At 72.6% G+C, this 24237-nt stretch carries 21 protein-coding genes; 7 read left to right on the forward strand and 14 right to left on the reverse strand.

Annotated elements, in window-relative coordinates:
* Nucleotides 1-750: 750 nt before the first annotated feature.
* From F1721_RS10825 to F1721_RS10865, 9 genes are read right to left on the reverse strand one after another with little or no spacing between them, the layout of a single operon-like run.
* Complete coding sequence (locus F1721_RS10825) at nt 751-1263, reverse strand: hypothetical protein (RefSeq protein WP_150066502.1); 513 nt, start codon at nt 1261-1263, stop codon at nt 751-753.
* Nucleotides 1263-2462, reverse strand: coding sequence for an MlaD family protein (locus F1721_RS10830; RefSeq protein WP_150066503.1), 1200 nt, complete (start codon nt 2460-2462; stop codon nt 1263-1265). Before F1721_RS10830 ends, F1721_RS10825 begins: the two co-directional genes overlap by 1 nt.
* Nucleotides 2459-3475, reverse strand: a complete 1017-nt coding sequence (locus F1721_RS10835) for an MlaD family protein (RefSeq protein ID WP_150066504.1) — start codon at nt 3473-3475, stop codon at nt 2459-2461. Before F1721_RS10835 ends, F1721_RS10830 begins: the two co-directional genes overlap by 4 nt.
* Nucleotides 3472-4545 carry an MCE family protein gene (locus tag F1721_RS10840; RefSeq protein WP_150066505.1) on the reverse strand — a complete coding sequence of 358 codons (1074 nt, stop codon included), beginning with the start codon at nt 4543-4545 and terminating at the stop codon, nt 3472-3474. Before F1721_RS10840 ends, F1721_RS10835 begins: the two co-directional genes overlap by 4 nt.
* Complete coding sequence (locus F1721_RS10845) at nt 4542-5519, reverse strand: MCE family protein (protein ID WP_246154650.1); 978 nt, start codon at nt 5517-5519, stop codon at nt 4542-4544. The genes F1721_RS10840 and F1721_RS10845 overlap by 4 nt, the downstream gene beginning before the upstream one ends.
* A complete protein-coding gene (locus F1721_RS10850; protein ID WP_150066506.1) occupies nt 5516-6499 on the reverse strand; it encodes an MCE family protein in 984 nt (327 codons plus the stop codon). The genes F1721_RS10845 and F1721_RS10850 overlap by 4 nt, the downstream gene beginning before the upstream one ends.
* On the reverse strand, nt 6496-7677 hold the full coding sequence (locus tag F1721_RS10855) for an MCE family protein (RefSeq protein WP_150066507.1): 1182 nt from the start codon (nt 7675-7677) through the stop codon (nt 6496-6498). Before F1721_RS10855 ends, F1721_RS10850 begins: the two co-directional genes overlap by 4 nt.
* Nucleotide 7678: 1 nt before the next feature.
* Entirely contained in the window at nt 7679-8503 is an 825-nt protein-coding gene (locus F1721_RS10860; protein ID WP_150066508.1) for an MlaE family ABC transporter permease, read from the reverse strand.
* A complete protein-coding gene (locus F1721_RS10865; protein WP_150066509.1) occupies nt 8503-9312 on the reverse strand; it encodes an MlaE family ABC transporter permease in 810 nt (269 codons plus the stop codon). Before F1721_RS10865 ends, F1721_RS10860 begins: the two co-directional genes overlap by 1 nt.
* 611 nt (nt 9313-9923) lie before the next feature.
* Here F1721_RS10865 and hpnC point away from each other — a divergent pair.
* Genes hpnC through hpnH form a run of 7 tightly spaced genes read left to right on the forward strand, consistent with a single transcriptional unit; the run spans nt 9924 to nt 17579 of the window.
* Complete coding sequence (gene hpnC / locus F1721_RS10870) at nt 9924-10832, forward strand: squalene synthase HpnC (protein ID WP_150066510.1); 909 nt, start codon at nt 9924-9926, stop codon at nt 10830-10832.
* Complete coding sequence (gene hpnD, locus F1721_RS10875; protein ID WP_150066511.1) at nt 10796-11692, forward strand: presqualene diphosphate synthase HpnD; 897 nt, start codon at nt 10796-10798, stop codon at nt 11690-11692. The genes hpnC and hpnD overlap by 37 nt, the downstream gene beginning before the upstream one ends.
* Nucleotides 11689-13050 carry a hydroxysqualene dehydroxylase HpnE gene (gene hpnE / locus F1721_RS10880; protein WP_246154658.1) on the forward strand — a complete coding sequence of 454 codons (1362 nt, stop codon included), beginning with the start codon at nt 11689-11691 and terminating at the stop codon, nt 13048-13050. The genes hpnD and hpnE overlap by 4 nt, the downstream gene beginning before the upstream one ends.
* Nucleotides 13047-14060, forward strand: coding sequence for a polyprenyl synthetase family protein (locus F1721_RS10885; RefSeq protein WP_150066512.1), 1014 nt, complete (start codon nt 13047-13049; stop codon nt 14058-14060). Before hpnE ends, F1721_RS10885 begins: the two co-directional genes overlap by 4 nt.
* The gene (gene shc, locus F1721_RS10890) at nt 14057-15967 is read left to right on the forward strand and encodes a squalene--hopene cyclase (RefSeq protein ID WP_425474400.1); all 1911 of its coding nucleotides are present in this window, start codon (nt 14057-14059) and stop codon (nt 15965-15967) included. Before F1721_RS10885 ends, shc begins: the two co-directional genes overlap by 4 nt.
* Before the next feature lies 1 nt (nt 15968).
* Nucleotides 15969-16577 carry a phosphorylase family protein gene (locus tag F1721_RS10895; protein WP_150066513.1) on the forward strand — a complete coding sequence of 203 codons (609 nt, stop codon included), beginning with the start codon at nt 15969-15971 and terminating at the stop codon, nt 16575-16577.
* Nucleotides 16578-17579: an adenosyl-hopene transferase HpnH gene (gene hpnH, locus F1721_RS10900; protein ID WP_150066514.1), complete on the forward strand. Its 1002-nt coding sequence runs from the start codon at nt 16578-16580 to the stop codon at nt 17577-17579.
* Here hpnH and F1721_RS10905 read toward each other — a convergent pair.
* The 5 genes from F1721_RS10905 to F1721_RS10925 form a co-directional block, all read right to left on the reverse strand.
* Complete coding sequence (locus tag F1721_RS10905; RefSeq protein ID WP_150066934.1) at nt 17576-18295, reverse strand: SDR family NAD(P)-dependent oxidoreductase; 720 nt, start codon at nt 18293-18295, stop codon at nt 17576-17578. The two genes, hpnH and F1721_RS10905, sit on opposite strands and share 4 nt — an antisense overlap.
* The gene (locus F1721_RS10910) at nt 18292-19206 is read right to left on the reverse strand and encodes a DMT family transporter (protein ID WP_246154659.1); all 915 of its coding nucleotides are present in this window, start codon (nt 19204-19206) and stop codon (nt 18292-18294) included. Before F1721_RS10910 ends, F1721_RS10905 begins: the two co-directional genes overlap by 4 nt.
* Nucleotides 19203-21584 (reverse strand): wax ester/triacylglycerol synthase domain-containing protein, encoded by a 2382-nt coding sequence (locus F1721_RS10915; RefSeq protein ID WP_150066515.1) that lies wholly within the window; start codon nt 21582-21584, stop codon nt 19203-19205. Before F1721_RS10915 ends, F1721_RS10910 begins: the two co-directional genes overlap by 4 nt.
* 127 nt (nt 21585-21711) lie before the next feature.
* Nucleotides 21712-22347: a carbonic anhydrase gene (locus F1721_RS10920; RefSeq protein ID WP_150066516.1), complete on the reverse strand. Its 636-nt coding sequence runs from the start codon at nt 22345-22347 to the stop codon at nt 21712-21714.
* A gap of 465 nt (nt 22348-22812) precedes the next feature.
* On the reverse strand, nt 22813-24225 hold the full coding sequence (locus F1721_RS10925) for an LCP family protein (protein WP_246154660.1): 1413 nt from the start codon (nt 24223-24225) through the stop codon (nt 22813-22815).
* Nucleotides 24226-24237: the final 12 nt, after the last annotated feature.

Raw genomic sequence — 24237 nt, forward strand, 5'->3', positions numbered from 1 at the left:
ACCGGGGCAGGCCACGACACGGGGAGACCGGACGCGGACTCGGCCCGCGCGGGCATCCCCGCAGACACGACCACACCCGGTGCGGGGGTCGTGTCCACAGTCGTGGTCATCAGCGGTGTCATGACTCTATTCTCCCAACGATCGAACACAAATTCGAGCACATATCTGTCGCACGATCAGGTGATCAACAACCCACCCAAACACGAAAACCATTACGGCAGAATGAATTTCGAGCGTGATTCAGGAACCGGACGACGGCCGAGCCGCTCCCGCCGCCCCAGCTAAGGGGTACACCCGCAGCACCCCGCCACGACGAAACACCAACCGCCCACCAAGCTCGGACAACAGAAACCAACCCCACGCCGCCAGGCGACCTCCACCCACAGCACACCTCGAAGTGACACGTCGAGCCCCGCCGCAAGCCCGCCACCCAACACGGCCCCACGCCCCAACCTGCCGGTGGCACCGATCCCCGAACGGCCAAACACCCACACGGTCCCGGCCACCTCGCCACCCCGGGCAGGGTCGTCGTGAACCGGGGGGTTCGTTCCATACCGGGTCATCCCCGTGACATCAAGCCAAAACCGGGGCTGTGGGCTGGATGTCAAGCCTGAAACCCCGCAGGGGCGGCCGCCAGGCCGGGCTTGACATCCGGACCACAGCCCCCACAATCCCACCAACCACGGGGATGACCCCACCCAACGACACAACCGACAACAGCGTCAAGCACCTTGAAAACCCAACGACCTCCTAAAGCAGCTTGATGTCCTCGATCACCCAACGCTCCTCAACCCGCAAAAGCGTCATCTGCATCCGGTTCCGATCAATCCGAGGCACAGGATTGTTCACATTGGTGATCTCCTGATCGACGAACAACGCCACCACAGCACGATCCTGATCACCCTCGACGAGCCCAGCGGAGAGCACGGACCCCTTCGACACGGCCCGGTTCTGCCGGATCAACTCGGTCAAGCTCGAACTGATCTCCTTGTACTGCACAGCGAACTCCCCGTGCGAGTTGGCGGTGACGGCGGAGAAGTTCCGGTCCAGGTTGTTGAAGTCGTAGGTGGACAAGTCCGCGGCATAGGTGCGCGCGGCCTCCAGCGCAGTGCGGCGAGCGTCCTCCACGGCCCGCGCCCGCTGCAGCTGGAGTCCAAAGGTGCCCAGTACGGCGAGGATGGCCACGAGAACAACGGCGCCGAACAGCGCCTTCGGGCGGAGGGTCCGGCGGTGGAGGGGTTCGCGTTCCGGTTCGTCGGGCATCAGCGGACTCCTTGGAGCGGGACGGAATACCAGGATCGCGGGCCGAGGATGGTGGCTTGGCCGCCCGCGGTGCCGAGGCGGACTCCGGTGGCGGTGTTGCCGGTGGCCGGGTCGTAGGTGGTCATCGCCGGGCGCGGGGCGTTCGCGGCGCCGCGTTGGGAGACGTCGGGTTGGTCCGGTGGGCAGTGCCAGGTCAGGTCTGCTTCGCGGGGGGATGTTTCGGTGGGGGAGCGGCGTTCTGCTCCGGTGGCGCAGATCGGGCCTTGGGTTCCGATCAGGTAGAGGTCTGCGGTGTCGCCGTGCACCACACCGCCGAGGCCGGTCAGCGCTTTCGGGAGGGAGATGAGCAGCTGGTCCAGGGCTGGGGTGCGGACCGTGACGATCTGGCCGGTGGTGACCAGGTTGCCCAGGAGCGCGGTGGTGGCCGGGTCGTTGCGCGCGAACAGTTCGGTGAGGCGTCGGGTGGGGCTGGGGGCGGTGTCCAGGATTCGGTCGAGCTGGGGTTGGTGGGCGCGGATCTCGCCGGTCAGGGCGCGCAGGCCTGCTGCGAGTTCGCGGATCCGGTCGCCGTCGGGGCCGGTCAGCGGGCGGCTGGCGGCGATCAGGCGGTCGAGCTGCGGGCGGTGCTGGCGGGTGGCTTCGAGCAGGATCGCCGAGTTGTCCAGGATGCGGGTCAGTTCCGGGCCCTTTCCGGCCAGGCCGGTGGAGAGCGCTTCGGTGACCGCGGAGACGTCCTCCGGGCGGAGTTGTTCGCTGAGCTCCGTGAAGTGCACCAGCAGGGTGTCCAGCGGGATCGGGTGCTGCGTGCGTGCGGCTTCGATGGTGCTGCCGTCGCGCAGGTACGGCCCGGAGTCGCTGGTGGGTTGCAGGTCCACGGTCTGCACTGCCAGGGGCGTGGCCATGCTGATCACGGCCTTGCTGTCGGCCGGGACGCGTGTGTCGGGGTGCAGCGCGAGCTGCACCGAAACCCCGTCGCCACCGGGGTCGATGCGCACCTCGGCGACCGTGCCGACGACCACGCCCCGGTAGGTGACCTGCGAGCTCGGGGTGATCGACGCCGCGTCGGGCATGCGGGCGGTCACCAGGAGCGGGTCGCGCAGGGCTCGGGGCCCTGCGACGTTGGTGATCACGTAGTAGGTGCAGGCGATGCTGATCACCAGGAACAGCGCGAGCTGGGCCAGGACGAGGCGGCGGTTCATCGGGTGCCTCCGCGCAGGATCGAGTCGACGCCGCCCGCGGCGGGCGGTGGCATCGGGGCGCCGGGGGCCAGCAGCTGCACCACGGTTCCGGGCACGTCGAGGGTTCCGTTGAACAGCACGTAATCCCCGGGCGTGGCCTGCTGGATCAGGTCGAAGAACCGGTGCAGCGAACCGACCGTGGTGGCCAGGCCGCCGTCGAGGGACCGCAGATCGGCCAGCACCGGCCGGAACTTCTCCACCTGCTCGGTCAACGACTCGTCGGTCTGCTCGACCAGCGCGGCGGTGGCGGTGCTCAGCGCCGCGGTGTTGTCCAGCAGCTCGGTGAACCGCTGCCGCTCGGCCAGCAGCACGTCGATCGCGGGGCGCACCTGGGTCAGCGCGGCGTCCAGCGACTCCTGGCCGTCGGCCAGGTGCTGCGAGGTCGCGTGCACCGAGTCGATGAGCCAGGTGAGCTCGGTGCGGTGCTGGTCCAGCGAGGTCAGGGTCCGCTCCAGCTGGCCCAGCAGGTCGCGCACCTGCTGCTCGCGGCCGCCGAGCGCGGTGTTGAGCTCGGTGACCACGGTCCGCGCCTGGTCGAGCCCGGCGCCGTTGAGCAGCGTGCTGGCCGCTGCCAGCGCGTTCTCCACGTCCGGCCCGCGCGAGGTCCGCTCGAGCGGGATGACCGAGCCGTCGCCGAGCACCGGTCCGTCCGATGTGGGCGGTGGTTGCAGGACCACGAACTCCTCGCCCAGCGGCGAGGCGAGTTCGAGGCGCGCGGTGGTGCCCACCGGCAGCCGCACCTGCGGGTCGATGTCGAGCTCGACCAGCGCCTGGAAGTTCTCGGTGCCGATGTCCGACACCCTGCCCACCACGGCCTGCCCCAGTCGCACCGCCCCGCCCATCGGCAGCCGCCCGACGTCGCTGAACACCGCGGTGACCTGGTACCCGGAACCGCCCGTGCCGACGGGCGCGTTCTGCAGGCTGAGCCCGCACGACGTGGTCAGCAGCACCGCAGCGAGCACGAAGCGCTTCACCGGCCACCTCCCAGCACCGCGCGCAGCGGTTCGATGTCCGGCGGGAACGGGACGGGGTTGGTGATGCCCGCGCCGGTGCACAGCGGGAGCGGCAGCTCGCGGCACAGGCGCGCGGTGGTGTCGAACTGGCTGAGGTTGCTGGAGATGTTCAGCCGCAACCGCAGGCGTTGGTCCGGGGTGATGGCGCGGGTGAAGTTGTCCATCGTCAGCGGCATCGTGTCCAGCGTTTCGGCCAGCTCCTGCTGCCGGGCGGCCAGGGTGCCAGCGAACTGGGCCAGCTGTCCGACGTCGCCGCCGAGCTGCTCGCCGTGGCGCCGCACGAGGTCGTCCACGGCGAGCAGCACGTCGGACAGCTTCGCGAGCGCATCGCCGATTTCCGCTTGCTGCGCCTGGAAGTCCGCCCCGGCCTGCGCGGTGGAGGCGGCCAGCGCGTCCACCGTGTCGCGGTGCTGCAGGAGCAGCTGGACCAGCTGGTCGAGGTCGTCGACCACCGAGCCGAGGTCGCCGCTGCTCGCGGCCAGCACCTCGCTGGCCCGCGACAGCTCGGTGATCGCGTCCCGGATCTGCGGCCCGCGTCCGTCGAGCGAGGCGGCGCTGCTGCGCAGCAGCCGGTCGAGCACCCCGGGGTCGCCGCCGGACGGCCCGAAGGCGGCCAGCAGCGAGTCCAGGGACGCGGCGAGCTGGTCGAACCGGATCGGCGAGTGGGTGCGCTGCACCGGGATCAGCGCACCGTCGGCGAGTTGCGGACCACCGGTGTGCGCGGGCCCCAGCTCGACGTAGCGGTCGCTGATGATCGCCGGGCTCATGATGTAGGCGTGCGCGTCGGCGGGGACCGCGGTGTCGGCGGGCATCGTCATCCGCACCCGCACCGTCGCGCCCTGCGGCTCCACGGATTCGACCCGGCCCACCGGCACGCCGAGGATCGCCACCCGGCTGCCGGGGAAGATGCCGTCGGCGAAGGTGAAGTCGGCGGCCACCCGCAGCTGCGGGCGCGGTGCCAGCAGGGTGAACCAGGTGCCGGTGACCAGCGCGGTCAGCACGCAGCAGACGACCACCAGCTTCCGGCTCATCGGCACCCCTCGAACAGTCCGGCGGCGCAGAGCACGTTGTCCGGCACGGGCCCCAGCGGCGCCGAGACGTCGGCCCACGGCCCGTTCCCGGTGGCGTTGGCCAGGTATCGACCGGCCGGACCGAGCCGCTGCAGGCTCTCGCCGATGGCTTGGTCGTTGCGCTCCAGCGAGTCGGTGAGCGCGTGCAGATCGCCCAGCAGCGGGTCCAAGACGTCGCGGTTGTCGGCGACCAGCCGGTGCAGGTGGCCGGTGACGGTGTGCACGTCGGTGATCAGCTGGCGGACGACGGTCCGGCGCTGCTGCAGCGTGTCGACGACGAGTTGCGCATCGCCCAGCAGCGTCACCAGGGTGTCCTGCTGCTCGACCAGGGGCGTGGTCAGGGTCTGCGTGCTGCGCAGCAGCTCCTGCAGCTGCGCACCGCGCTCACCGATGACCGCCGATGCCGCCGCCACCCCGTTGAGGGCATCGCCGAGCAACTGCGGGTCCTGCGGCGTCACCTCCTCCAGAGCGCCGATCATTCGGCGCAGCTGCGGAAGGTCGAGGCCGTCGGCGGTGGACTTCGCGTCGGACTGGAGCTCGTCGAGGCTGTAGGGCACCGAGGTCCGGTCGAGCGGGATCGTCGCGCCGGGGGAGAGCTGTCCCGGACCGGTGGACTCCACGCCCAGGTATCGGGTCCCGAGCACCGTGCGCAGCTTGATCGCGGCGGTCGTGCTCCCGCCGAGCGCCTGCTCGCCGTCCAGCCGGAACGAGACGCGCACCCGGTCCCCGGCCAGCGCCACACCGGTCACCCGGCCCACCGGCACCCCGGCGAGCATGACCTGGGTGCCTTCGGTGAGCCCGGCGGCGTTGGCGAACTCGGCGTGGTACTCGTCGGTGCGCAGCAGGAACAGCAGCCGGGGCACCGTCGCCGAGGCGGTCAGCAGCAGGAGCACCACGACCGCGCCGATCGCCCCGTTGACCAGCACCTTCCTCATCGGCACACCTCCGTGTGCGGGCCCGCCCCGAGGTCGACCTGGACCCCGTCGACGGCGACGCTGAGGTTGCAGAGGTAGACGTTCACCCAGGACCCGTAGCTGGTCGCGCGGCCCAGCGTGTTCAGGAACGCGGGCATCTCCTGCACGGCACCGTCGATCTGGGCCTGGTTGCGCACCAGCATCCCGGTGATCTCCTGCACCGAGCGCACGTCGCGGGACAGCTGCGGTCCGAGCCCGTCGAGCAGCTGAGCGAGCGAGCTGGCGGCCTCCGCACCGGAGTCGATGGCTGCGGCGATCGACTCCCGGCTGGCGGCGGTCTCCGCGGCCAGCCGCCCGAGCTCGTCCACGAGCCCGCGCAGGTCGTCGCGCCGCTGCTGCACCGTGCCGAGCACGGCGTTGAGGTTGTTGATCACCTCGCCGATGACCTGGTCGCGGGAGGCCAGGGTTCCGGTGAGCGACACGATCCGCGTCAGCAGCGCGGACACGGTGCCGCCTTCGCCCTGGAAGACCGCCACGATCTCGTGCGCCAGCTGGTTGACCTGCGCGGGTTCCAGCGCGTCGAAGAGCGGCTTGAACCCGTTGAGCAGCGCGGTGAGGTCCAGCGCCGGTCGGGTCCGCTCGACCGGGATCGTCGCGCCCGGTGGCAGCGGTGGGCCGCCCTGGCCCGGGGTCAGGGAGAGCGCGCGGGCGCCGGTGAGGTCGGCGTAGCGGATCACGGCGAGCCCGGTGGCGGGGACGGGTTGCTCGGCGGCGACCTCGAAGTCCACCTCGGCGAGCCCGCCGCGCGCGACGACCCCGGTCACCGTCCCCACCCGAACCCCGGCCACGGTGACGTCGTTGCCCGGCTGCAGCCCGGCGACGTCGGTGAACACCGCGCGGTAGGGCACCGACCGGCCGGTCGTCGGGTTCGTCAGCGTGTTCACCACGACGACGCCGCAGAACAGCGACACGAGCACGAAGGCGGCGAACCGGAGCTTCACGGCGTGACCACCTCCGTCCCGCGCACCAGCGGCCCCAGCAGCAGTCCGAGCGCATCGGAGGCGGGAGGCCGTCCGGGCAGCAGCGGCGCGAGCTCGCGCAGCGCGTCGCGCTCCCGCGGGCCGCCCACCGGCCCGATCGGCCCGCTCGGTCGCGCATCGCGGCAGTTGGGCCCGGCCATGCCGGGGTAGCGCGGGCAGTCCTCGGGCCCGTAGGGGTACGGCCGGTGCAGCGTCCCGGCCATGCGGATCTTGAAGAAGCCCGTGGACAGCGAGCGGTTCGCACCGTCGAGGAAGGCGTCCAGCCCGGCCGCGCTGTCGCGCACCGCGCCCGGGTGGCGGCCCAGCACGTCGGCGACCGGATCGGTGGACCGCACGAGCTGGATGATCCGCTGGGAGTTGGTGTCGACGAACCGCTGCGACTGCTCGGTGAACGCCAGCCCCGCGCCGAGCAGGTCTCCGATGTCCTGGCGGCGCTGCACGATCGTGCCCGACAGCGCGACGGCGTCGTCCAGCGCCTGCACCGCATCCGGCGCGGCACCGGCGACGTCCTCGGCGAGCGCGGTGATGTCGGCGAGGTCCTCGCCGGTCAGCGGCGGGTTGGCGGTCAGCTGCGAGGCGTCGTCGAGCAGGGCGCCCAGCTGCTCGCCCCGCCCGCGCAGGGCTTCGGCCAGGGCGGCGAGCGAGACCTGGAGCTGCGCCGGTTGCAGCGAGTCGACCAGCTCGTAGAGGCGGCTGTAGGCGTGGTAGAGCTGCATGGTGGGCCGGGAGTCGTCCGCGGCGAGCTCAGCACCGGGAGCGAGCGCTGCGCCGGAGGTCCCCGGGGCGATGAGGTCGAGGTACTGGTCGCCGAACACGGTCCGCGGCATCAGCCGGACCCGCACGTCGGCCGGGATGTCGGCGAAGCTGCCGGGTTCCATCCGCAACGTAAGGCGGGACCCCTGCAACCCGGGGTCGACGGCCGCCAGCCGCCCGACCCGCACCCCGCGGTACTGCACGGGCGTTTCCGGCCGGATCAACCCGGCCGCGGCCGGAAGCACCGTCGTGACTTCGGGTTTCGCGCGCAACGCGCCCGCGCCGCCGAGCACGACCAGCACGGCCACCAGGACCAGCAGGAGCAGTCCCGCCGCCCCGCGGGCGGCGAGCGTCCGGCGCGCGTTGGCTCCCAGCGGTTCGCTCATGTCATATCCCCAGCGCCGGTAAGGTCGGCCGCACGCCCCAGAAGGCGATGCTCAGCAGCACGTCGGCGACCGTGATGGTCACGATGCTGGTGCGCAGCGCGCGTCCCGCGGCTTTGCCCACGCCTTCCGGGCCGCCGCTGGCGTAGTAGCCGTAGGCGCAGTGCACCAGCGTCACCACGATCGCGAACGCGACGGCCTTGACCAGCGAGAAGAACACGTCGTCGGCGGTGAGCACGAGCCGGAAGTAGTAGTTGTAGGTGCCCTCGGAGACGCCGTTGAGCTGCACCACCGCGATCCCGGTGGCCAGGTAGGAGGCGAACAGGCCGACCAGGTACAGCGGGATCACCGACAGGAACGCCGCCATCATCCGGGTGCTGACCAGGTACGGCAGCGACCGCACCGACATCGCCTCCAGGGCGTCGATCTCCTCGGAGATGCGCATCGCCCCCAGCTGCGCGGTGAACCCGGTGCCGACCTTGGCGGCCAGCGCGATGCTGGCGACCAGCGGGGCGATCTCGCGGGTGTTCACCACGGCGGCGGCCAGCCCGGTCATCGGCGAGAGGCCGAGCAGGTCCAGCCCGCGGTAGCCCTCCAGGCCGACCTGGGTGCTCGAGACGAACGACATCGCGAACACCACGCCGATCGTGCCGCCACCGGCCAGCAGCGAGGCCGAGCCGAGGCTGATCTCGCCGACCAGGCGCGCGACGTCCCGCCGGTAGCGCGCCAGCACGTGCGGGATGGCGGCGATCGCCCGGAGGTAGCAGGTGAAGTGCAGTCCGGCGGCGGCCAGCAGGTCCACCGCGGACCTGCGCCCGCGGGCGGCCATCAGTACTCGCCCTTCGCGGGCACGAGCACCGGGTACAGCTCGGTGATGACCGCGTTCGCGACGAAGACCAGCACGAACGAGATCACCACGGCCTCGTTGACGGCGTTGGCCACCCCGCCGGGCCCGCCCCGGGCGGTCAGCCCCTTGAAGCAGGACACCAGCGCGGCCAGCACCGCGAACACCGCGGCCTTCAGCAGCGCCACGACGAAGTCCGGGACGCGGGAGAACTGCGTCAGGGTGCGCAGGAACGCCCCCGGCGCGTCGCCGAGCACCAGGACCTGGAACAGGAACGTCGTCGTGATGCCGACCAGCAGCACGATGCACGCCAGCAGCGCGTTGACCACCACCGCGGCCACCACCCGGGGAACCACCAGGCGTTCCACGACCGGCAGCCCCATCACCTCCAGGGCGTCGACCTCTTCGCGGATCTTGCGCGCGCCCAGGTCCGCGCACATCGCCGAGCCGCCGACCCCGGAGATCATCAGCGCGCAGATCAGCGGCGCGGCCTGGCCGACGATCACGAAGGCGACCACCGCTCCGCCGTAGCCCTGCGCACCCAGCTGTCCGGCCAGCGAACCGACGTTGAGCGCCACCACGACACCCAGCGGAATCGTCACCAGCAGCGCGGGAAGGGTGGTGACCGAGGCCAGGAAGGTGGCCTGCCGCAGGAACTCCGCGACGTTGAACCGGGCCCGGCCAACGGTCCGGAAGGCGGCTCCGGCGGTGCGCACCGCGAAGTCCAGGAGCAGGCCGACCTGCAGCAGGGCGTCGGCGATCGGGCCGCGGGCGGTGGGCAGTTCCCGGTGCATCCGGCACTCCTCCCCGTCGAGGTGCCTGCAGGACCTCGAACGAGCGCACGGCTGGAGTTGTTGCGGGCGGCGGTCAGGAGAAACCCGTTCGGCCGAGCGGCCCCGGATTCCGGCAGCCCGCCGCGGATCGCGGTGGAGGGGAACGCGCGGGTCGAACACCTGCGCGTTCGGCTGGGGCGTCAGGTCCGGGAGGCGGGAGCCGCGGCGGGAGGGCCGGTGCCGCGGCGGCGCACGGTGGCGGGGTGGTCCGGATTCCGCGTGTGGTCGGCTTCGATCACGGCGCGTTCCCTTCGTCGTGAACCTGCGGACCGCGAGTGTGCGGACCACGGTCTTGGGTCCGTCGCCCGGGTGTCAATGCCCGCCACCCGAATGCCGCGCGGCCGATCAGGTGGGGATCCGCGGTGCGCCGACCGGGCCGCCGCGCCCGCGCGCGGATGTCCACTGTGGTCCGTCTGATCATTTGTCCAATGTGGATCTACGGATGGCAGTCCGAGTTCGAACACCGGCTCGATCCAAGGAAAACGGGTGGTCGTCGGCTCACCCTGCGGGGTGGCTGCGCTGCTCATACGATGCCGGTTGCGCCTCCTGACCGGCGGATAGGAGGAGGGTCGATGGTCCTGTCGCTGCCCGATGGCACGCTGTCCGGGGAGGAATCCGACCACCCGAACAGCGTCGCACGTTCGGGTGATTTTCCGCGCAGTGCGGCAGTGCTCGCCCGGATGCGCTCGGAGAACTTCCCGGTCGCCTCCCGGATCCTGCCGCACGGCCTGCGACAGCACCTGCACGCGCTCTACGGGTTCTTCCGGCTGGTCGACTTCGCCGGGGACGAGGCGCCGGGCAACCGCGGCGCGCTGCTGGACTTCCTGGAGGTCGACCTCCGCCGGGCCTACCAGGGCGCGGCCCGCATCCCGATCCTGCGGGCCCTGACCGCCACGGTCACCGAGTGTGCCATTCCGCACGAGGTGCTGGTCAAGTTGATCGATGCCAACCGGCAGGACCAGCGGGTGCGCCGCTACCGGACCTTCGACGACCTGCTCGACTACTGCGCGTTGTCGGCCAACCCGGTCGGGGAGGCGGTGCTGCACGTCTTCGGCCGGGCCGAACCGCCGCTGATCGAGCTGTCCGACCGGATCTGCAGCGCGCTGCAGATCCTGGAGCACTGCCAGGACATCGCCGAGGACTACCGGCAGGACCGGGTGTACCTGCCGACCGACGACATGCGGCGGTTCGGGTGCGGGGAACCCGATCTCGTGGCCGCGCGCGCCCCGACCCGCCTGCGCGGGCTGGTGAAGTACGAAGTGGACCGGGCGCGGCGGATGCTCGAGTCGGGCGCCCCGCTGATCGGCCGGTTGTCCGGCACGGCCCGGGTCGCGGTCGCCGGTTACGTGGCCGGTGGCCGGGCCACCGCGGCGGCCTTCGCGGCGGCGGGCCACGACCCGCTGGGGCGCGACGTGCGGCCGAGCCGGTGGCGCACGTTCGTCGAATGGGGGCGGTTGTCCGTGTTGGGAGGCGCGTGGTGACCGAATCGGCGCGGGTCCGGGACGCCTATCTGGAGTGCGAGCGGATCACGCGGGAGCAGGCGCGGAACTTCTCCTACGGCATCCGCCTGCTGCCCGCCCCGAAGCGGCGGGCGCTGTCGGCGGTGTACGCCTTCGCCCGCCGCGTCGACGACATCGGGGACGGCGACCTGCCGCCGCAGGAGAAGCTGCGCCAGCTCCGGGAAGCCCGCGAGGACGTCCACGCGGCCAGCACCGGCTCGAGCGACCCGCTGCTGGTCGCGCTGGCCGACGCGGCCGAGTGGCTGCCGCTGCCGATGGGGGCTTTCGACGAGCTGATCGACGGCTGCGAAGCCGACGTGCGCGGTGCCCGGTACCGGACCTTCGACGAGCTGCTGCACTACTGCCGGTGCGTGGCCGGTTCGATCGGGCGCCTGTCGCTGGGCGTGTTCGGCGCCCTCGACCAGGTCAAGGCCGAGCGGCGCGCGGATGCCCTCGGCGTCGCGCTGCAGCTGACCAACATCCTGCGCGACGTCCGGGAGGACCACCGCGACGGGAGGGTGTACCTGCCGACCGAGGACCTGGAGCGCTTCGGGGTGCGGCTGCAGCCCGGCTACGGGCTGGTCGAGGACCAGCAGCGGTGGTCGGCGCTGATCCGCTTCCAGGCAGCCCGGGCCGAGCAGTGGTACGGCGAGGGGCTGCGCCTGCTGCCGATGCTGGACCGGCGCAGCCGGGCGTGCTGCGCGTCGATGGCCGGGATCTACCACGAGCTGCTGGCGCGCATCGCCGCCGATCCGGGGGCCGCGCTGAACCAGCGGACCTCGTTGTCGGGCTGGCGCAAGGCCGGGGTCGCGGCGCGCTCCTTGGCGGGGATGGCGCCGTGAGCCGCGGGCGCGTGGTGGTGGTCGGCGGCGGGCTGGCCGGGGTGACCGCGGCGCTGGACCTGGCCGAGGCCGGATTCGCGGTCGAACTGCTGGAGACGAGGTCGCGGCTCGGCGGCGCCACCTACTCGTTCCAGCGGGGTGACCTGGTCGTCGACACCGGGCAGCACGTCTTCCTGCGCTGCTACACCGCCTACACCGACCTGCTGCGGCGCATCGGGGCCCGGGACCGGATCAGCATGCAACGCCGGTTCCGCGTACCGGTGCTCAGCCCGAACGGCCGCGCTTCGCTGCTGCACCGCTGGAACCTGCCAGCACCCGGGCACCTGCTCCCGGTGCTTCTGGATTACCGGCAGCTGACGGCGGCCCAGCGGGCACGGGTCGCGCGGACCTCGCTCGCACTGCGGATGCTCGATCCGGCCGACCCCGCGCTGGACGAGATCAGCCTCGGGGAGTGGCTGCGCCAGCACGGCGAATCCCCGCGCGCGGTGGCGGCGCTGTGGGGGATGCTCGGCCTGGCCGCGCTCAACGCGGATCCGGACGATGCGTCGATGTTGTTGGCCGCCAAGGTCTTCCGCACCGGAGTGCTCGACCGCAGCGACAGCGCGGACATCGCCATCCCGCAAGCACCGCTGGCCCAGCTGCACGGCGACGCCGCGCACCGAGCGCTGCTGGCCGCCGGTGCCGGTGTCCGGGTGCGCTGCCGGGCGCGGGCGATCCGGCGCGCTGGAGCGGATTTTCACGTCTTCGCGAAGGAGGGCGGGAACAGCCGCGAGTTCTCGGCGGACTCGGTGGTCCTGGCGGTGCCGCACCAAGCGGCGGCCGGGCTGCTCGCGGACCTGCCGGTGCCCGGCACCGCGACCTGGGCGGGCCTGTCGGCCGCGCCGATCGTCAACGTGCACCTGCACTACGACCGGCAGGTCACCGGCCTCCGGATGGCCGCGGTGCTGGATTCCCCGGTGCAGTGGGTCTTCGACCGCACCGCGATCTCTGGCGCAACGCACGGCCAGTACCTGGCGCTGTCGCTGTCGGCCGCCCAGGAGTACGTCGATCAGCGCACCGAGGACCTGCGCGCGCTGTTCGTCCCGGCAGTGCAGCAGCTCTTCCCGCGAGCCCGCGAGGCGCGGCTGCTCGACTTCTTCGTCACCCGCGAACCCCGCGCCACCTTCCGGCAGGCACCGGGCACCGCCGCGATCCGCCCGGACGCGCGCACCCCGGTGCCGGGGTTGGTGCTGGCCGGGGCGTGGACGGGCACGGGCTGGCCGGACACCACGGAGGGCGCGGTGCGCAGCGGGGCGCGCGCGGCCGAGGTGGTGGCCGCGGACCTGCGGGAGCGACACGGCGTGGAGGTGACCGCATGACGACCGTTCTGCCGCCGGTGCTGCTCACGGCGCGGGAGTCCGTGGACCCCGTGCTGCGCCGCGCGGTCGCCCAGCTCGACCCGGACACCCGCCGCGTGTGCGAGTACCACTTCGGCTGGCGGGGCATCGACGGATCCGCCGAGGGCGGCGGGGGCAAGGCCCTGCGACCGGCGATGGTGCTGCTGTCCGCGCAGTGCGCGCGCCCGCCGGGACCGGCGGACCAGGCCGTCGCGGCCGCGGCGGCGGTGGAGCTGGTGCACAACTTCTCGCTGCTGCACGACGACGTGATGGACGGCGACACCTCCCGCCGCCACCGCGCCACCGCCTGGACGGTGTTCGGCCGCCCCGCTGCGCTGCTGGCCGGGGACGCGCTGCTGTCGCTGGCCACCGAGGTGCTGCTGGGGTCGAGCTCCCCGCACGCCGCGGCCGCGGCCCGGTCGCTGTCGGCCACCACCCGCGTGCTGATCGCCGGGCAGGCCGCGGACCTGGACTTCGAGCACCGCAGCGAGGTGACGCTGGAGGAGTGCCTGCACATGGCGCACGACAAGACGGCCGCGCTGCTGGCCTGCGCGACCTCGATCGGCGCGCTCACCGCCGGGGCGCCCGAGGACACCGTGTTCGGCCTGCACACCTTCGGCACCGAACTGGGGATGGCCTTCCAGCTGGTGGACGACCTGCTCGGGTTGTGGGGCGACCCGGAGGTCACCGGCAAACCGGTGCTGTCGGACCTGCGCGCCCGCAAGAAGTCCGTGCCCGTGGTGCACGCGCTGAACTCGGGGACCGCCGCGGGCAACCGGCTGCGCGAGCTGTACGCCCAGCCCGAACCGCTCACCGAGCAGCAGCTGCGCGAAGCCGCCGAGATGGTGCAGCGCGCCGGTTCGGCCGACTGGACCCGCCAGGAGTGCCAGCGCCGGTTGGCCGCCGCCGACCGGCACCTGCCGCGCGGCCCGCGGGAGACCACCGAGGCGTTGACCGAACTCGCCGCGTTCATCGTACGGAGGAAGCTTTGACCGATCAGTTGCAGAAGCGGCCCACCCGCGCGGTCGTGATCCCCGATCCGCGGACCGCGCTGGTCGCCGCCCGCGACCACCTGCTGTCCCGGCAGCACCCGGACGGCTGGTGGAAGGGCGAGCTGGAGACCAACGTGACCATGGACGTCGAGGACCTGCTGCTGCGACAGTTCCTCGGCATCCGCACCGCGGTGGAGACCGAGCAGGCGGCCCGCTGGATCCGCTCCCAGCAGCGCTCCGACGGGACCTGGGCCAACTTCCACGGAGGTCCGGGCGACCTGTCCACCACGGTGGAGGCCTACACCGCGCTCAAGCTGGCCGGTGACGACGTCGACGCCGAGCACATGACCGCCGCCCGCAACTGGATCCTGGAGCAGGGCGGGCTGGAGGCCACCCGGGTGTTCACGCGGATCTGGCTGGCGCTGTTCGGCGAGTGGTCCTGGGACGAGCTGCCCGCCATGCCGCCGGAGGTCGTGCTGCTGCCCAGCTGGTTCCCGCTGAACGTGGCGGACTGGGCGTGCTGGGCGCGCCAGACGGTGGTGCCGCTGACCGTGGTGTGCACCCTGCGGCCGCGCCGGGACCTGGGCATCACGGTGCGGGAGCTGCGCACCGGACGCCCCCGCCCGCCGGTTCGGGCCGAGTGGTCCTGGAAGTACGGGTTCCACCTGCTCGACCGGGTTCTGCACCGGTACCAGAAGCACCCGCTGCGCACGCTGCGCAAGCACGCGATGCTGCGCGCCGCGGAGTGGATCGTGGCCCGCCAGGAGGCCGACGGGTCGTGGGGCGGGATCCAGCCGCCGTGGGTGTACTCGCTGCTGGCGCTGCACCTGCTCGGCTACCCGATGGACCACCCGGTGCTGCGGCAGGGCCTGGCCGGGCTGGAGCGGTTCCTGATCCGGGAGCAGACCGCCGACGGCGTGGTGCGGCGGCTGGAGGCCTGCCAGTCACCGGTGTGGGACACCGTGCTCGGCATGCAGGCGCTGCACGACGCGGGCGTGCCCAGCGCGCACCCGGCGCTGCGCCGGGCCACCGACTTCCTGCTGGCCGAGGAGATCCGGGTCAAGGGCGACTGGTCGGTCCGCCGCCCGCACCTGCCCGCCGGGGGCGGCTGGGCGTTCGAGTTCGAGAACGACGGCTACCCGGACATCGACGACACCGCCGAGGTGCTGCTGGCGCTCAACCGCATGGACCACCCGGACCGGGTCGCGGTGCAGGGCGCGATCGAGCGCGGCACCCGCTGGCTGCGCGGCATGCAGTCGGCCGACGGCGGCTGGGGCGCCTTCGACGCCGACAACACGCGGCAGCTGATCCGCAAGCTGCCGTTCTGCGACTTCGGCGAGGTGATCGACCCGCCGTCGGCCGACGTCACCGCGCACGTCGTCGAGGCGCTGGCCGCGCTGGGCCACGACGAAGAGGTCGTCCAGCGCGGGGTGAAGTGGCTGCTGCGCAACCAGGAGAAGGACGGCTCCTGGTTCGGCCGCTGGGGCGCCAACCACGTCTACGGCACCGGGGCGGTGGTCCCGGCCCTGGTGCGCGCCGGAATCAAGCCCGAGCACCGGGCCCTGCGGCGCGCGGTCAAGTGGCTGGAGAAGCACCAGAACCCCGACGGCGGCTGGGGCGAGGACCTGCGCTCCTACGACGATCCGGCGTGGATCGGCCGCGGCGACTCCACGGCGTCGCAGACCGGGTGGGCGCTGCTGGCGCTGCTGGCCCTGGGGCGGCACAAGACCGACGCGGTCCAGCGCGGTGTGCAGTACCTGGCCCGCACGCAGCGGCCGGACGGCGGCTGGGACGAGCCGCAGTTCACCGGAACGGGCTTCCCCGGCGACTTCTACATCAACTACCACCTGTACCGGGTGATCTTCCCGCTGACCGCCCTCGGCAGGTACCACCGGGCCGGGGAGTGAGATGCCCGCACGGCTGCTGATCTGCGCACCGCTGGGCCTGGAGGCCCGGGCGCTGCGGGCGGCACTCGGCCGGAACTCCGTTCGCCGCACGGGCTTCGGCCCGCGGCGCAGCGCGCGCAGCGCGACCGCCCTCGCCGCTGCGGACTTCGACCTGCTCGTCGTCGCCGGTCTCGGCGGCGGCGTCGGTGAAGACGTCCGCAGCGGCGACGTGGTCGTGGCCGACGAGGTCCGCGGGCCGGACGGCGCGGTGCGGTGCAGCTCCGCGCCCGCACTGGTCGCGGAGCTGCACCGCGCCGGGTTCCCGGTGCACTGCGGGCCGATCCTGACCACCCGGCACGTCGTGCGCGGTGCGCAGCGGGCGGAACTGGCCGCCACAGGCGCGCTGGCGGTCGACATGGAATCCGCGGTGCTCGCCCGCGCCGCAGGCGCGCGGGGGATCGCGGTGGTGCGGGTCGTGCTCGACACCGCGGAGCAGCCGCTGCTGCGGCCGGGAACACCTCGCCGGACCATGACCGCGCTCGCCCGCCTGCACGCCGTCGGCTCCTGCCTGTCGAGGTGGAGCCGCGTCGCATCACCGGAGAACCGCCACGCACCCGAGGAGGTGTTCTGAATGGGCATTCCCGTGCGCCAAGCCGTCCGCGTCGGGGCCTACCTGGTCAAGCAGAAGCTGGCCCGCCGCGAGAAGTTCGCCCTGACCCTGGAGCTGGAGCCGCTGTTCGCCTGCAACCTCAAGTGCGCGGGCTGCGGCAAGATCCAGCACCCGGCGAACGTGCTCAAGCAGCGGATGCCGGTGGAGCAGGCCCTCGCCGCGGTGGAGGAGTGCGGTGCCCCGGTGGTCTCGATCGCCGGCGGCGAACCGCTGATGCACCCGGAGATCGAGGTCATCGTCGAGGAGCTCGTCAAGCGCCGGAAGTTCGTCTACCTGTGCACCAACGCGCTGCTGCTGCCCCGCAAGCTCGACCGGTTCCGCCCCTCGCCGTACTTCGCGTGGGCGGTGCACATCGACGGGTTGGAGGAGCGGCACGATGCCTCGGTGTGCAAGAAGGGCGTCTTCGCGCAGGCGGTGGACAACATCAAGGAGGTCCAGCGGCGCGGGTTCCGGGTGACCACGAACTCCACGTTCTTCACCTCCGACACCCCGCAGTCGGTGATCGAGGTGCTGGACTACCTCAACGACGACCTGCAGGTCGACCAGATGATGCTCTCCCCGGCCTACGCCTACGACAAGGCGCCGGACCAGGAGCACTTCCTGGGCGTCGCGGAGACCCGCGAGCTGTTCCGCAAGGTCTTCGCCGACGGCCGCCGGCGCCGGTGGCGGTTCAACCACTCGCCGCTGTTCCTGGACTTCCTGGCGGGCGAGGTCGACTTCCGCTGCACGGCGTGGGCCATCCCGTCCTACTCGCTCTACGGCTGGCAGCGGCCGTGCTACCTGATGAACGACGGCTACGTGGCGACCTACCGAGAGCTGCTGGAGGAGACCGACTGGTCGAGCTACGGGCGCGGCAACGACCCCCGCTGCGCGAACTGCATGGCGCACTGCGGCTACGAACCGACCGCGGTCCTGGCCACCATGGGCTCGCTGCGGGAGTCGATCCGAGCACTGCGCGGCTAACCGAACCTGCGGGCCAGGGCGCGGAACAGGCCGGGCAGGGCGCCCTGCAGCCGGGCGGGCACCGCGAGCCACGCGGGGACGAAGACCTCCGCCCGACCGCGCTGAACGCCCCGGACCAGCGCCGCAGCGACCTCCTGCGGCGTCAGCATCCGCGGGAAGCGCCGGTCGTAGCGGCGACCGGCGAAGAACGGCGTGCGCACCGCGCCCGGGAACACCGTGGTGACCCCGATGTCGTCGAGGTGGCGCAGGCTCTCGGCGAAGGCCCGCACACCGGCCTTGGTGGCCGCGTAGACCTCCTCGTCGCGCACGCCGACGACCGCGATCGAGGACACGAAGACGACGTGCCCGCGCCGCCGCCGCAGCTCCGGCAGCACCGCGCTGGTCAGCAGCACCGGCGCGGTCAGGTTCACCGCCATCAGCGCCTCCACCTGCTCGGCCGACATCGACGCCAGGTCACCGGCCCACCCGACTCCCGCGCAGTGCACCAGCAGGTCCACCCGCCGCGCTGCGGTGACGACGCGGTCGAGCCCGGTCGGGTCGGTCAGCTCGGCGGCCAGCGCCCGCCCCCCGGTCCGCTCCGCCACCTCCGCCAGCCGCCGCTGGTCGCGGCCGACGAGCACGAGCTGGCACCCGTGCGCGGCCAGCTCGGCGGCCGCGGCCGCACCGATGCCCGAGGAAGCACCCGTGACCAGCGCGGTCCGGCCGCGCACCGTCAGCCCCACGTCGCGTCCGCTGGGCCGTCGCTGCGGTCGAGAATCCGGCGCAGCTGCTCGCTGCGGCGGGTCAGCACCGCGATGCCGATGACGATGACCACCGCGGAGACCACCTCGCCGGTGAGGATGGCGGGGGAGGACTCGATCCGCTCGCCCAGCCAGCTCACCCCGATCGCGGCCGCGACCAGCGGGTCCACCGTGGTGATCACCGCGAGCGCGGGCGACATCAACCGGCCGCGCTGGAAGGTCTGCTGGCTGAGCAGGAACCCCATCGGTCCGATCACGCACACCGCGTAGAGCGTCCAGTGCTGGAACGGTTCGGCCAGCCCGCCGGTGCGGAACTGACCGGCCACCACCTTGATCAACCCGGCGGTCACCCCGTAGAGCACCCCGGTGGCCACCGCCATGCCGATGACCCCGGCCTCGCCGGGGATCCGGGACGCCGCCAGCGACACCAGCACCAGCAGACCGAGCGCCAGGGCCAGCGGCAGGATCGACGCGCCGGTGAACTCGCTGCCCTGCCCGGAGGGCCGCGCCAGCACCAGGAAGGCCGAGAGCCCGCCGACGCAGGCCAGCCCGCCCAGCGCCAGCACCAGGTCCATCTTGCGGTGCGCCATCCACGCGGCGAACGCGGCGCCGAACAGCACCGAGGTCACCAGCAGCGGCTGCACCAGCACCAGCGGTCCGAACGCCAGCGCCACCACCTGCAACGACAACCCGACGATCACGGTGAGGATGCTCAGGACCCAGATCGGCTTGCGCACCAGCTCGAAGAACATGCGCGGGTTGAAGGTGCGCACCTTGGGGACCTGCTTGGTGACCCGGTGCTGGATCGCGCTGGCCAGGCCGAAGCTGGCCGCTCCGACGATCGCGGCGGGAACGGCGATCACCAGCACCGTGGCGTTCGAGCTCACTGCCGATCACCTGCCCGCAGAGCCGCGAAGGCATTGCGGAGGTGCCCGGTCAGCACTGCTGCGCCGGGCGCGAGCCCGGTGTCCGTGGTGACGCCGAATCCGACGCGGTCGGCCCAGCCGATCGCGCCCACGGCGACGCCCACGCCGTCGGCCAGCGACAGCACCGGCAGCACGCCCGCGATCAGCGCCGGGCCCACGTGCGCCGGTCGGCGCTGCCCGGGCAGCACCGACACCACAGCGCTGAAGAACCGGCGCTGGTAGATCTGCCGCACGACCCAGGCGTGCAGCGGGGCGGGCAGCACGCCGAGCGCAGCCAGCACGGCACCGGCCGCAGCGGGTTGACCGGTTCGCTCCGGTTTGCCGAGCTCGGCGGCAACGGCGGCGAGCCGCTGCTCGACGGGCATCGGGCCCACCGGCAGGTCCAGCGACAGCGATGCGGTGTGGTTGCCGGGAACGTCGGCTCCGACCCCGCCCCGCCCGGTGCGGACCGTGCGCGGCACCATCACCCGGAACCGCTGGCCAGCCACCGGATCGGGCAATGCCCGGTGCAGCGCTTCGGCCACCACACCGAGCAGCAGCGCCGTGGTGCTCACGCCGCGCTGCCGCGCGCACGCGCGGACCTCGGCGGCGGGGAGCTCCAACCCGTCGAAGGAGCGGTTCGCGGTGCTGCGCCCCGCCCAAGCGCTGCTCGGCGCAGGTCCTGCCCCGGCCAGGCTCACCAACCCGCGTGTGATCGCCCCCGCGCGTCGGTGCCACTTGGGCCGATCACCTCGCCCCGGCACCGACGCGGGCTGCGGATCGTCGGTCAGCAACCGCAGCAGCGTGCTGGTCACGGCGACGCCATCACCGAGGGCGTGGTGCAGCTTCGCCAGCAACGACACCTGACCGGACTCGGTCTCGCGCAGCAGCAGGAGCTCCCACGGCTGACGGTCGGTGCGCACCGGGGCGCTGAAGAACTGGTCTCGGGCAGCTGCGACGGCTTGCTCGCCGCGGACCTCGCGGCAGCGCAGGTGGTCGCGCGGTTCGACGTCCCGGTCGTGGATCCATTGCGGTCGCCTGCCCCGGCGCATCGCCAAGCGCCGCGTGAGCATCGGCAACTGCCCGGCACGCCGTTCGATCCGCCCGGCGATCTCCTCGTGCCAGTCGTGAACGGTCCGCGGCGGCCCTTCCAGCCGCAGGACCGCGCCGGTCTGCTGCGCGACCGCTCGAGTCGTCGCGTGGACGAAGAAGGCGTCCTGCGGGCGCAGGGGACGGCGACCTCGGTGCCGGGGGAGGTGCGCCAGCGCGGCCACCTGGTCGGCGAAGTCCGCGGTCTGGCAGTGCTTGAGGGCCTGTTGCTCCCGCTGGGCGAGTTCGTCCGGCTCCGCCGCCCAGCGGCGCAACGTCGCGGTCAGATCGGCCGCTCGCGGGCACAGCTCGGCCAGCTCGGCGTCGGCCATCAGCTCGGCGTTGGCCCGCCCGTGCCCGGCGATCGGCTCGAACATGACCACCGCCCGCCCGCAGGCCAGCGCCTCCAGCGCGGTCGCCCCGCCCGCGTTGGTCACCACGACGTCCGCGCAGGCCACCAGGCCCGGCATGTCGTCCACCCACCCCAGCGCGACGAGCCGGTCCTCGGGGCGATCGGCGAACCGCTGCCGCAACGCGTCGTTGCGACCGCAGACCACCACGACCCGAGCCACGCCCTCGGCGCGCAGCGCGGCCTCCACCGCTCGCTCCACCGAACCGAACCCGAGCGAACCGCACGAGATCAGCACCGTGAACCCCGACTCCGGAAGGCCGAACTGGCGCCGAGCGGCGGCCCGGTCACCGGGCCGGAACGCCGAGACCACCGGTGGCACGCACACCGCGCCCACCGCGTCCGGCTCGGCCCGCCGCATCTCCCGCAGGCTGGCCTCGCTCATCACGTGGTGCAGGTCGATCTCGGGGTAGACCCAGAACGGGTGCGGGGAGAAGTCCGAGACGACCGCCGCCACCGGGACGTCCAGCTCGCCGCGCCGCCGCAGCCAGTCCAGCCCCGCGGTGCCCAGCGGGTAGGTCGAGACGATCAGGTCGGGGTCGTGCTCGGCGATCGCCCGCCGCATCCTCCGCCCGCTCCAGGCCCCGACGAAGCGGCGCGAGGCGTTGGCGAACCAGCGGTGGCGCCACAGCGATGCGTAGAAGAAGTCGTACAGCCACGGGGTGGACTCGACGTTGGTGACGTAGATCCAGTTGAACGCGCCGGGCACCCAGCGGCCCATCGCGCGCAGCGCGTCCAGCCAGCCGATCTCGCACCCCGGCCACACCCGACCGGCGGCCTCCGCCACGGCCCGGCCGGTCGCGTTGTGCCCCTCACCGATGGTCGCGCTGATCAGCAGCACTCGACGCGGCTGGACGGTCACCGGACTGGATCCTTTCCCCCCGGATCGTGCTCCCGAAGGCTAACGTGACCAGCCCGTTCCGGCCGCCCGAAGCGCAGCACCCCCGCGCCTGCCTCAGACGCGGGGGTGCTCGGTGCGAAGTGCCGCGTTACGCCTCGGTGCTCCGGGGAGTCAGCCCGCGGTTGCCGACCTCGCGGACCGTGCCGTCGGTGAGGTGGTAGCACAGGCCGACGACCGCGCAGCGGCCCGCTTCGACCTCCTTGGCCAGCAGGGTGGACCGCTCCAGCAGCAGGTCGGTGGTGCGCTGGATGTGCACGTCCACGATCCCGTCGACCTCGGTCTCGCCCTCGGCGCGGGCGGCCAGCACGCTCGGCGTCACGCGCTCCACGATGTCGCGGATGAACCCGGGCGGCGCGGCCCCCTCGATGACGGTCTGCCGGGCCGCGGTCACCGCGCCGCAGGAGTCGTGGCCGAGCACGACCACCAGCGGGGCACCGAGCACACCGACGCCGTACTCGATGCTGCCCAGCACCTCGGGGCCGGTGACCTGACCGGCGGTGCGCACCACGAACAGGTCGCCGAGCCCCTGGTCGAAGATGATCTCGGCGGCCAGCCGGGAGTCGGAGCAGCCGAACAGCACGGCGAAGGGACGCTGTCCCGGCGCCAGCGACGCGCGGTAGGCGGCGTCCTGGTTCGGGTGCTGGTGGTTGTTCTCGACGAATCTCTTGTTGCCTGCCAACAGCACTTCGTAGGCGTGCGCGGGCGAGATCGGTGCGTTGGACATGCGGAAACGCTACCGCACGCAGTTTCGAACCGGCGCGTTCGCGGGCCCTCTACCCCGGCGTCTGAGAGAAGCGCCACTCAATTCCGTGCATCGGGTGAAAACCTGCGCCCCGGAACGGTGATTGTCCGAGCACGGCCGCCCAGCGCGCAGCTCGCGGCGGTCCGGTGCCCGGCGTATCGTCATCCAGCGGTGGACCCGTTCCAGACCCCGGCGCACCGCGGCGCTCGACGATGCTGGGGCTGTTGATCATCCAGCCGCCGGTTCACGAGATGACCGACGACGCACCACCGGCGCAGAGGTCTGGACGAACCCCTTCGCGGGCTTTCCGACAACCGGACAGCAGCGGTGCCGTCCGCGGCGCCGGTGCCGACGGGCTGGCGGTTGGGTCACTGGGGGTAGCCACCAGCCGCGCTGGTCGGTGGTGAGACGGGCGAGGGGGCTGCCTCACCACCGATCAGCCTCGGGTCAGTTGACGCAGGGGATGCCGTCCGCGGTGATCGTCTCGGGTTCCGGGGCGGTGCTCTGCTGCTTGGCCGGTCCGTCGAGCACGACGGCCTGCGGCGGGGCGAACCTCGGCGCGGCGGGGCCGCGGTAGTCGCTGCCGATCAGCACCTGGACGCGACCGCTCGGCACGGACCCGTTCTCCTCCGCCGACAGGCCGAGCAGCGAAGCGACCTTCTCGGCGGTGGCGGAGGCGCCGGGCGCGTACTGGACCACCGAGGAACTGCGAGCGCCGGTGTTGCCGACCCTGCCCACCTGCACGCCCCGCTCGGACAGCTCCGACCGCACCCGCTGCGCCAAGCCCGAGGTGCGGGTCGCGTTGAGCACGTCCACCGTGGCCGCGCCGGTCTCCTCGCCCGCCGTTTCCGGCGGTGGCGGGGCCGACGGGTCGATGGTCCGGTTGACCGCCGCGCGGACCGCTCGCGGGTCGACCAGGATCGCCTGGCCGTCCTCCGGGGTGTCGTAGTCGGCGTTCTCGATCGGGATGGTGGTGAACCGGACCGCGCCCCCGGCCAGCCCCCGCATCCGCTCGGCGAAGGCGAGCACGTCCCAGTCCCGGTCCAGCACCACGGAGTCCTGGACCGAGCCGATAAGCTCCCGCAGCCGGGCGGGGTTGGCCAGCACCCCGCCGGAGAGCATCGACTGCGTCAGCCCGGACAGGAACGCCTGCTGGCGCACCACGCGGTCGAGGTCCCCGCGCGGCAGGCCGTGCCGCTGCCGGACGAACGCCAGCGCGTCGGGGCCGGAGATGGTCTGCGGTCCGGCGCGGAAGTCCGCTCCCGAGTAGCTGTCCTTCGTGGCCGCCCGCAGGCATACCGGGACACCGCCGACGGCCTGCGTGATGCGGGCGAACCCGAGCAGGTTGACCTCGGCGTAGTGGTCCACCGACACCCCGGTCAGCTGCTCGACGGTGCGCACCAGCAGCTTGCGCCCGGCGTCGTCGCCCTCGCGGGTCAGCTGCGCCTGGTCGGTGACACCGCGCCTGGACCCCGCGGCGATGGCGGTCTCCTTGCCGCGGGAGTACGCCGAGTTGATCTTGTGGCGGCCGTGGCCGGGCATGTGCACGTAGGAGTCCCGGGGGAAGGAGAACCCGGTCGCGCTGGAGCCGTCGTTGGGGATGTGCAGCAGGATGATCGTGTCGGTCAGCGCCGCGTCGTTCTCGCCCGCGTGCAGCTCGCGCAGCACGTCCTCGGGCAGCGGGTTGCCGTGCGCGTCGGTGCGGCTGTCCATCCCGACCAGCAGGATGTCGGTGGCCCCGTCGGCCCCGGCGCCGTCGGTGACGTCGCTGGTGGCCAGCCCGTTGAGCAGGTCCCGGTAGTTGCTCCACCCGTACCCGGTCACCACCAGCACCAGCACGGACAGCAGCGTCACCGCCACGCGCGCCCCGGT

The organism is Saccharopolyspora hirsuta, assembly GCF_008630535.1.
In the GTDB taxonomy this organism is placed as follows: Bacteria; Actinomycetota; Actinomycetes; order Mycobacteriales; family Pseudonocardiaceae; genus Saccharopolyspora; species Saccharopolyspora hirsuta.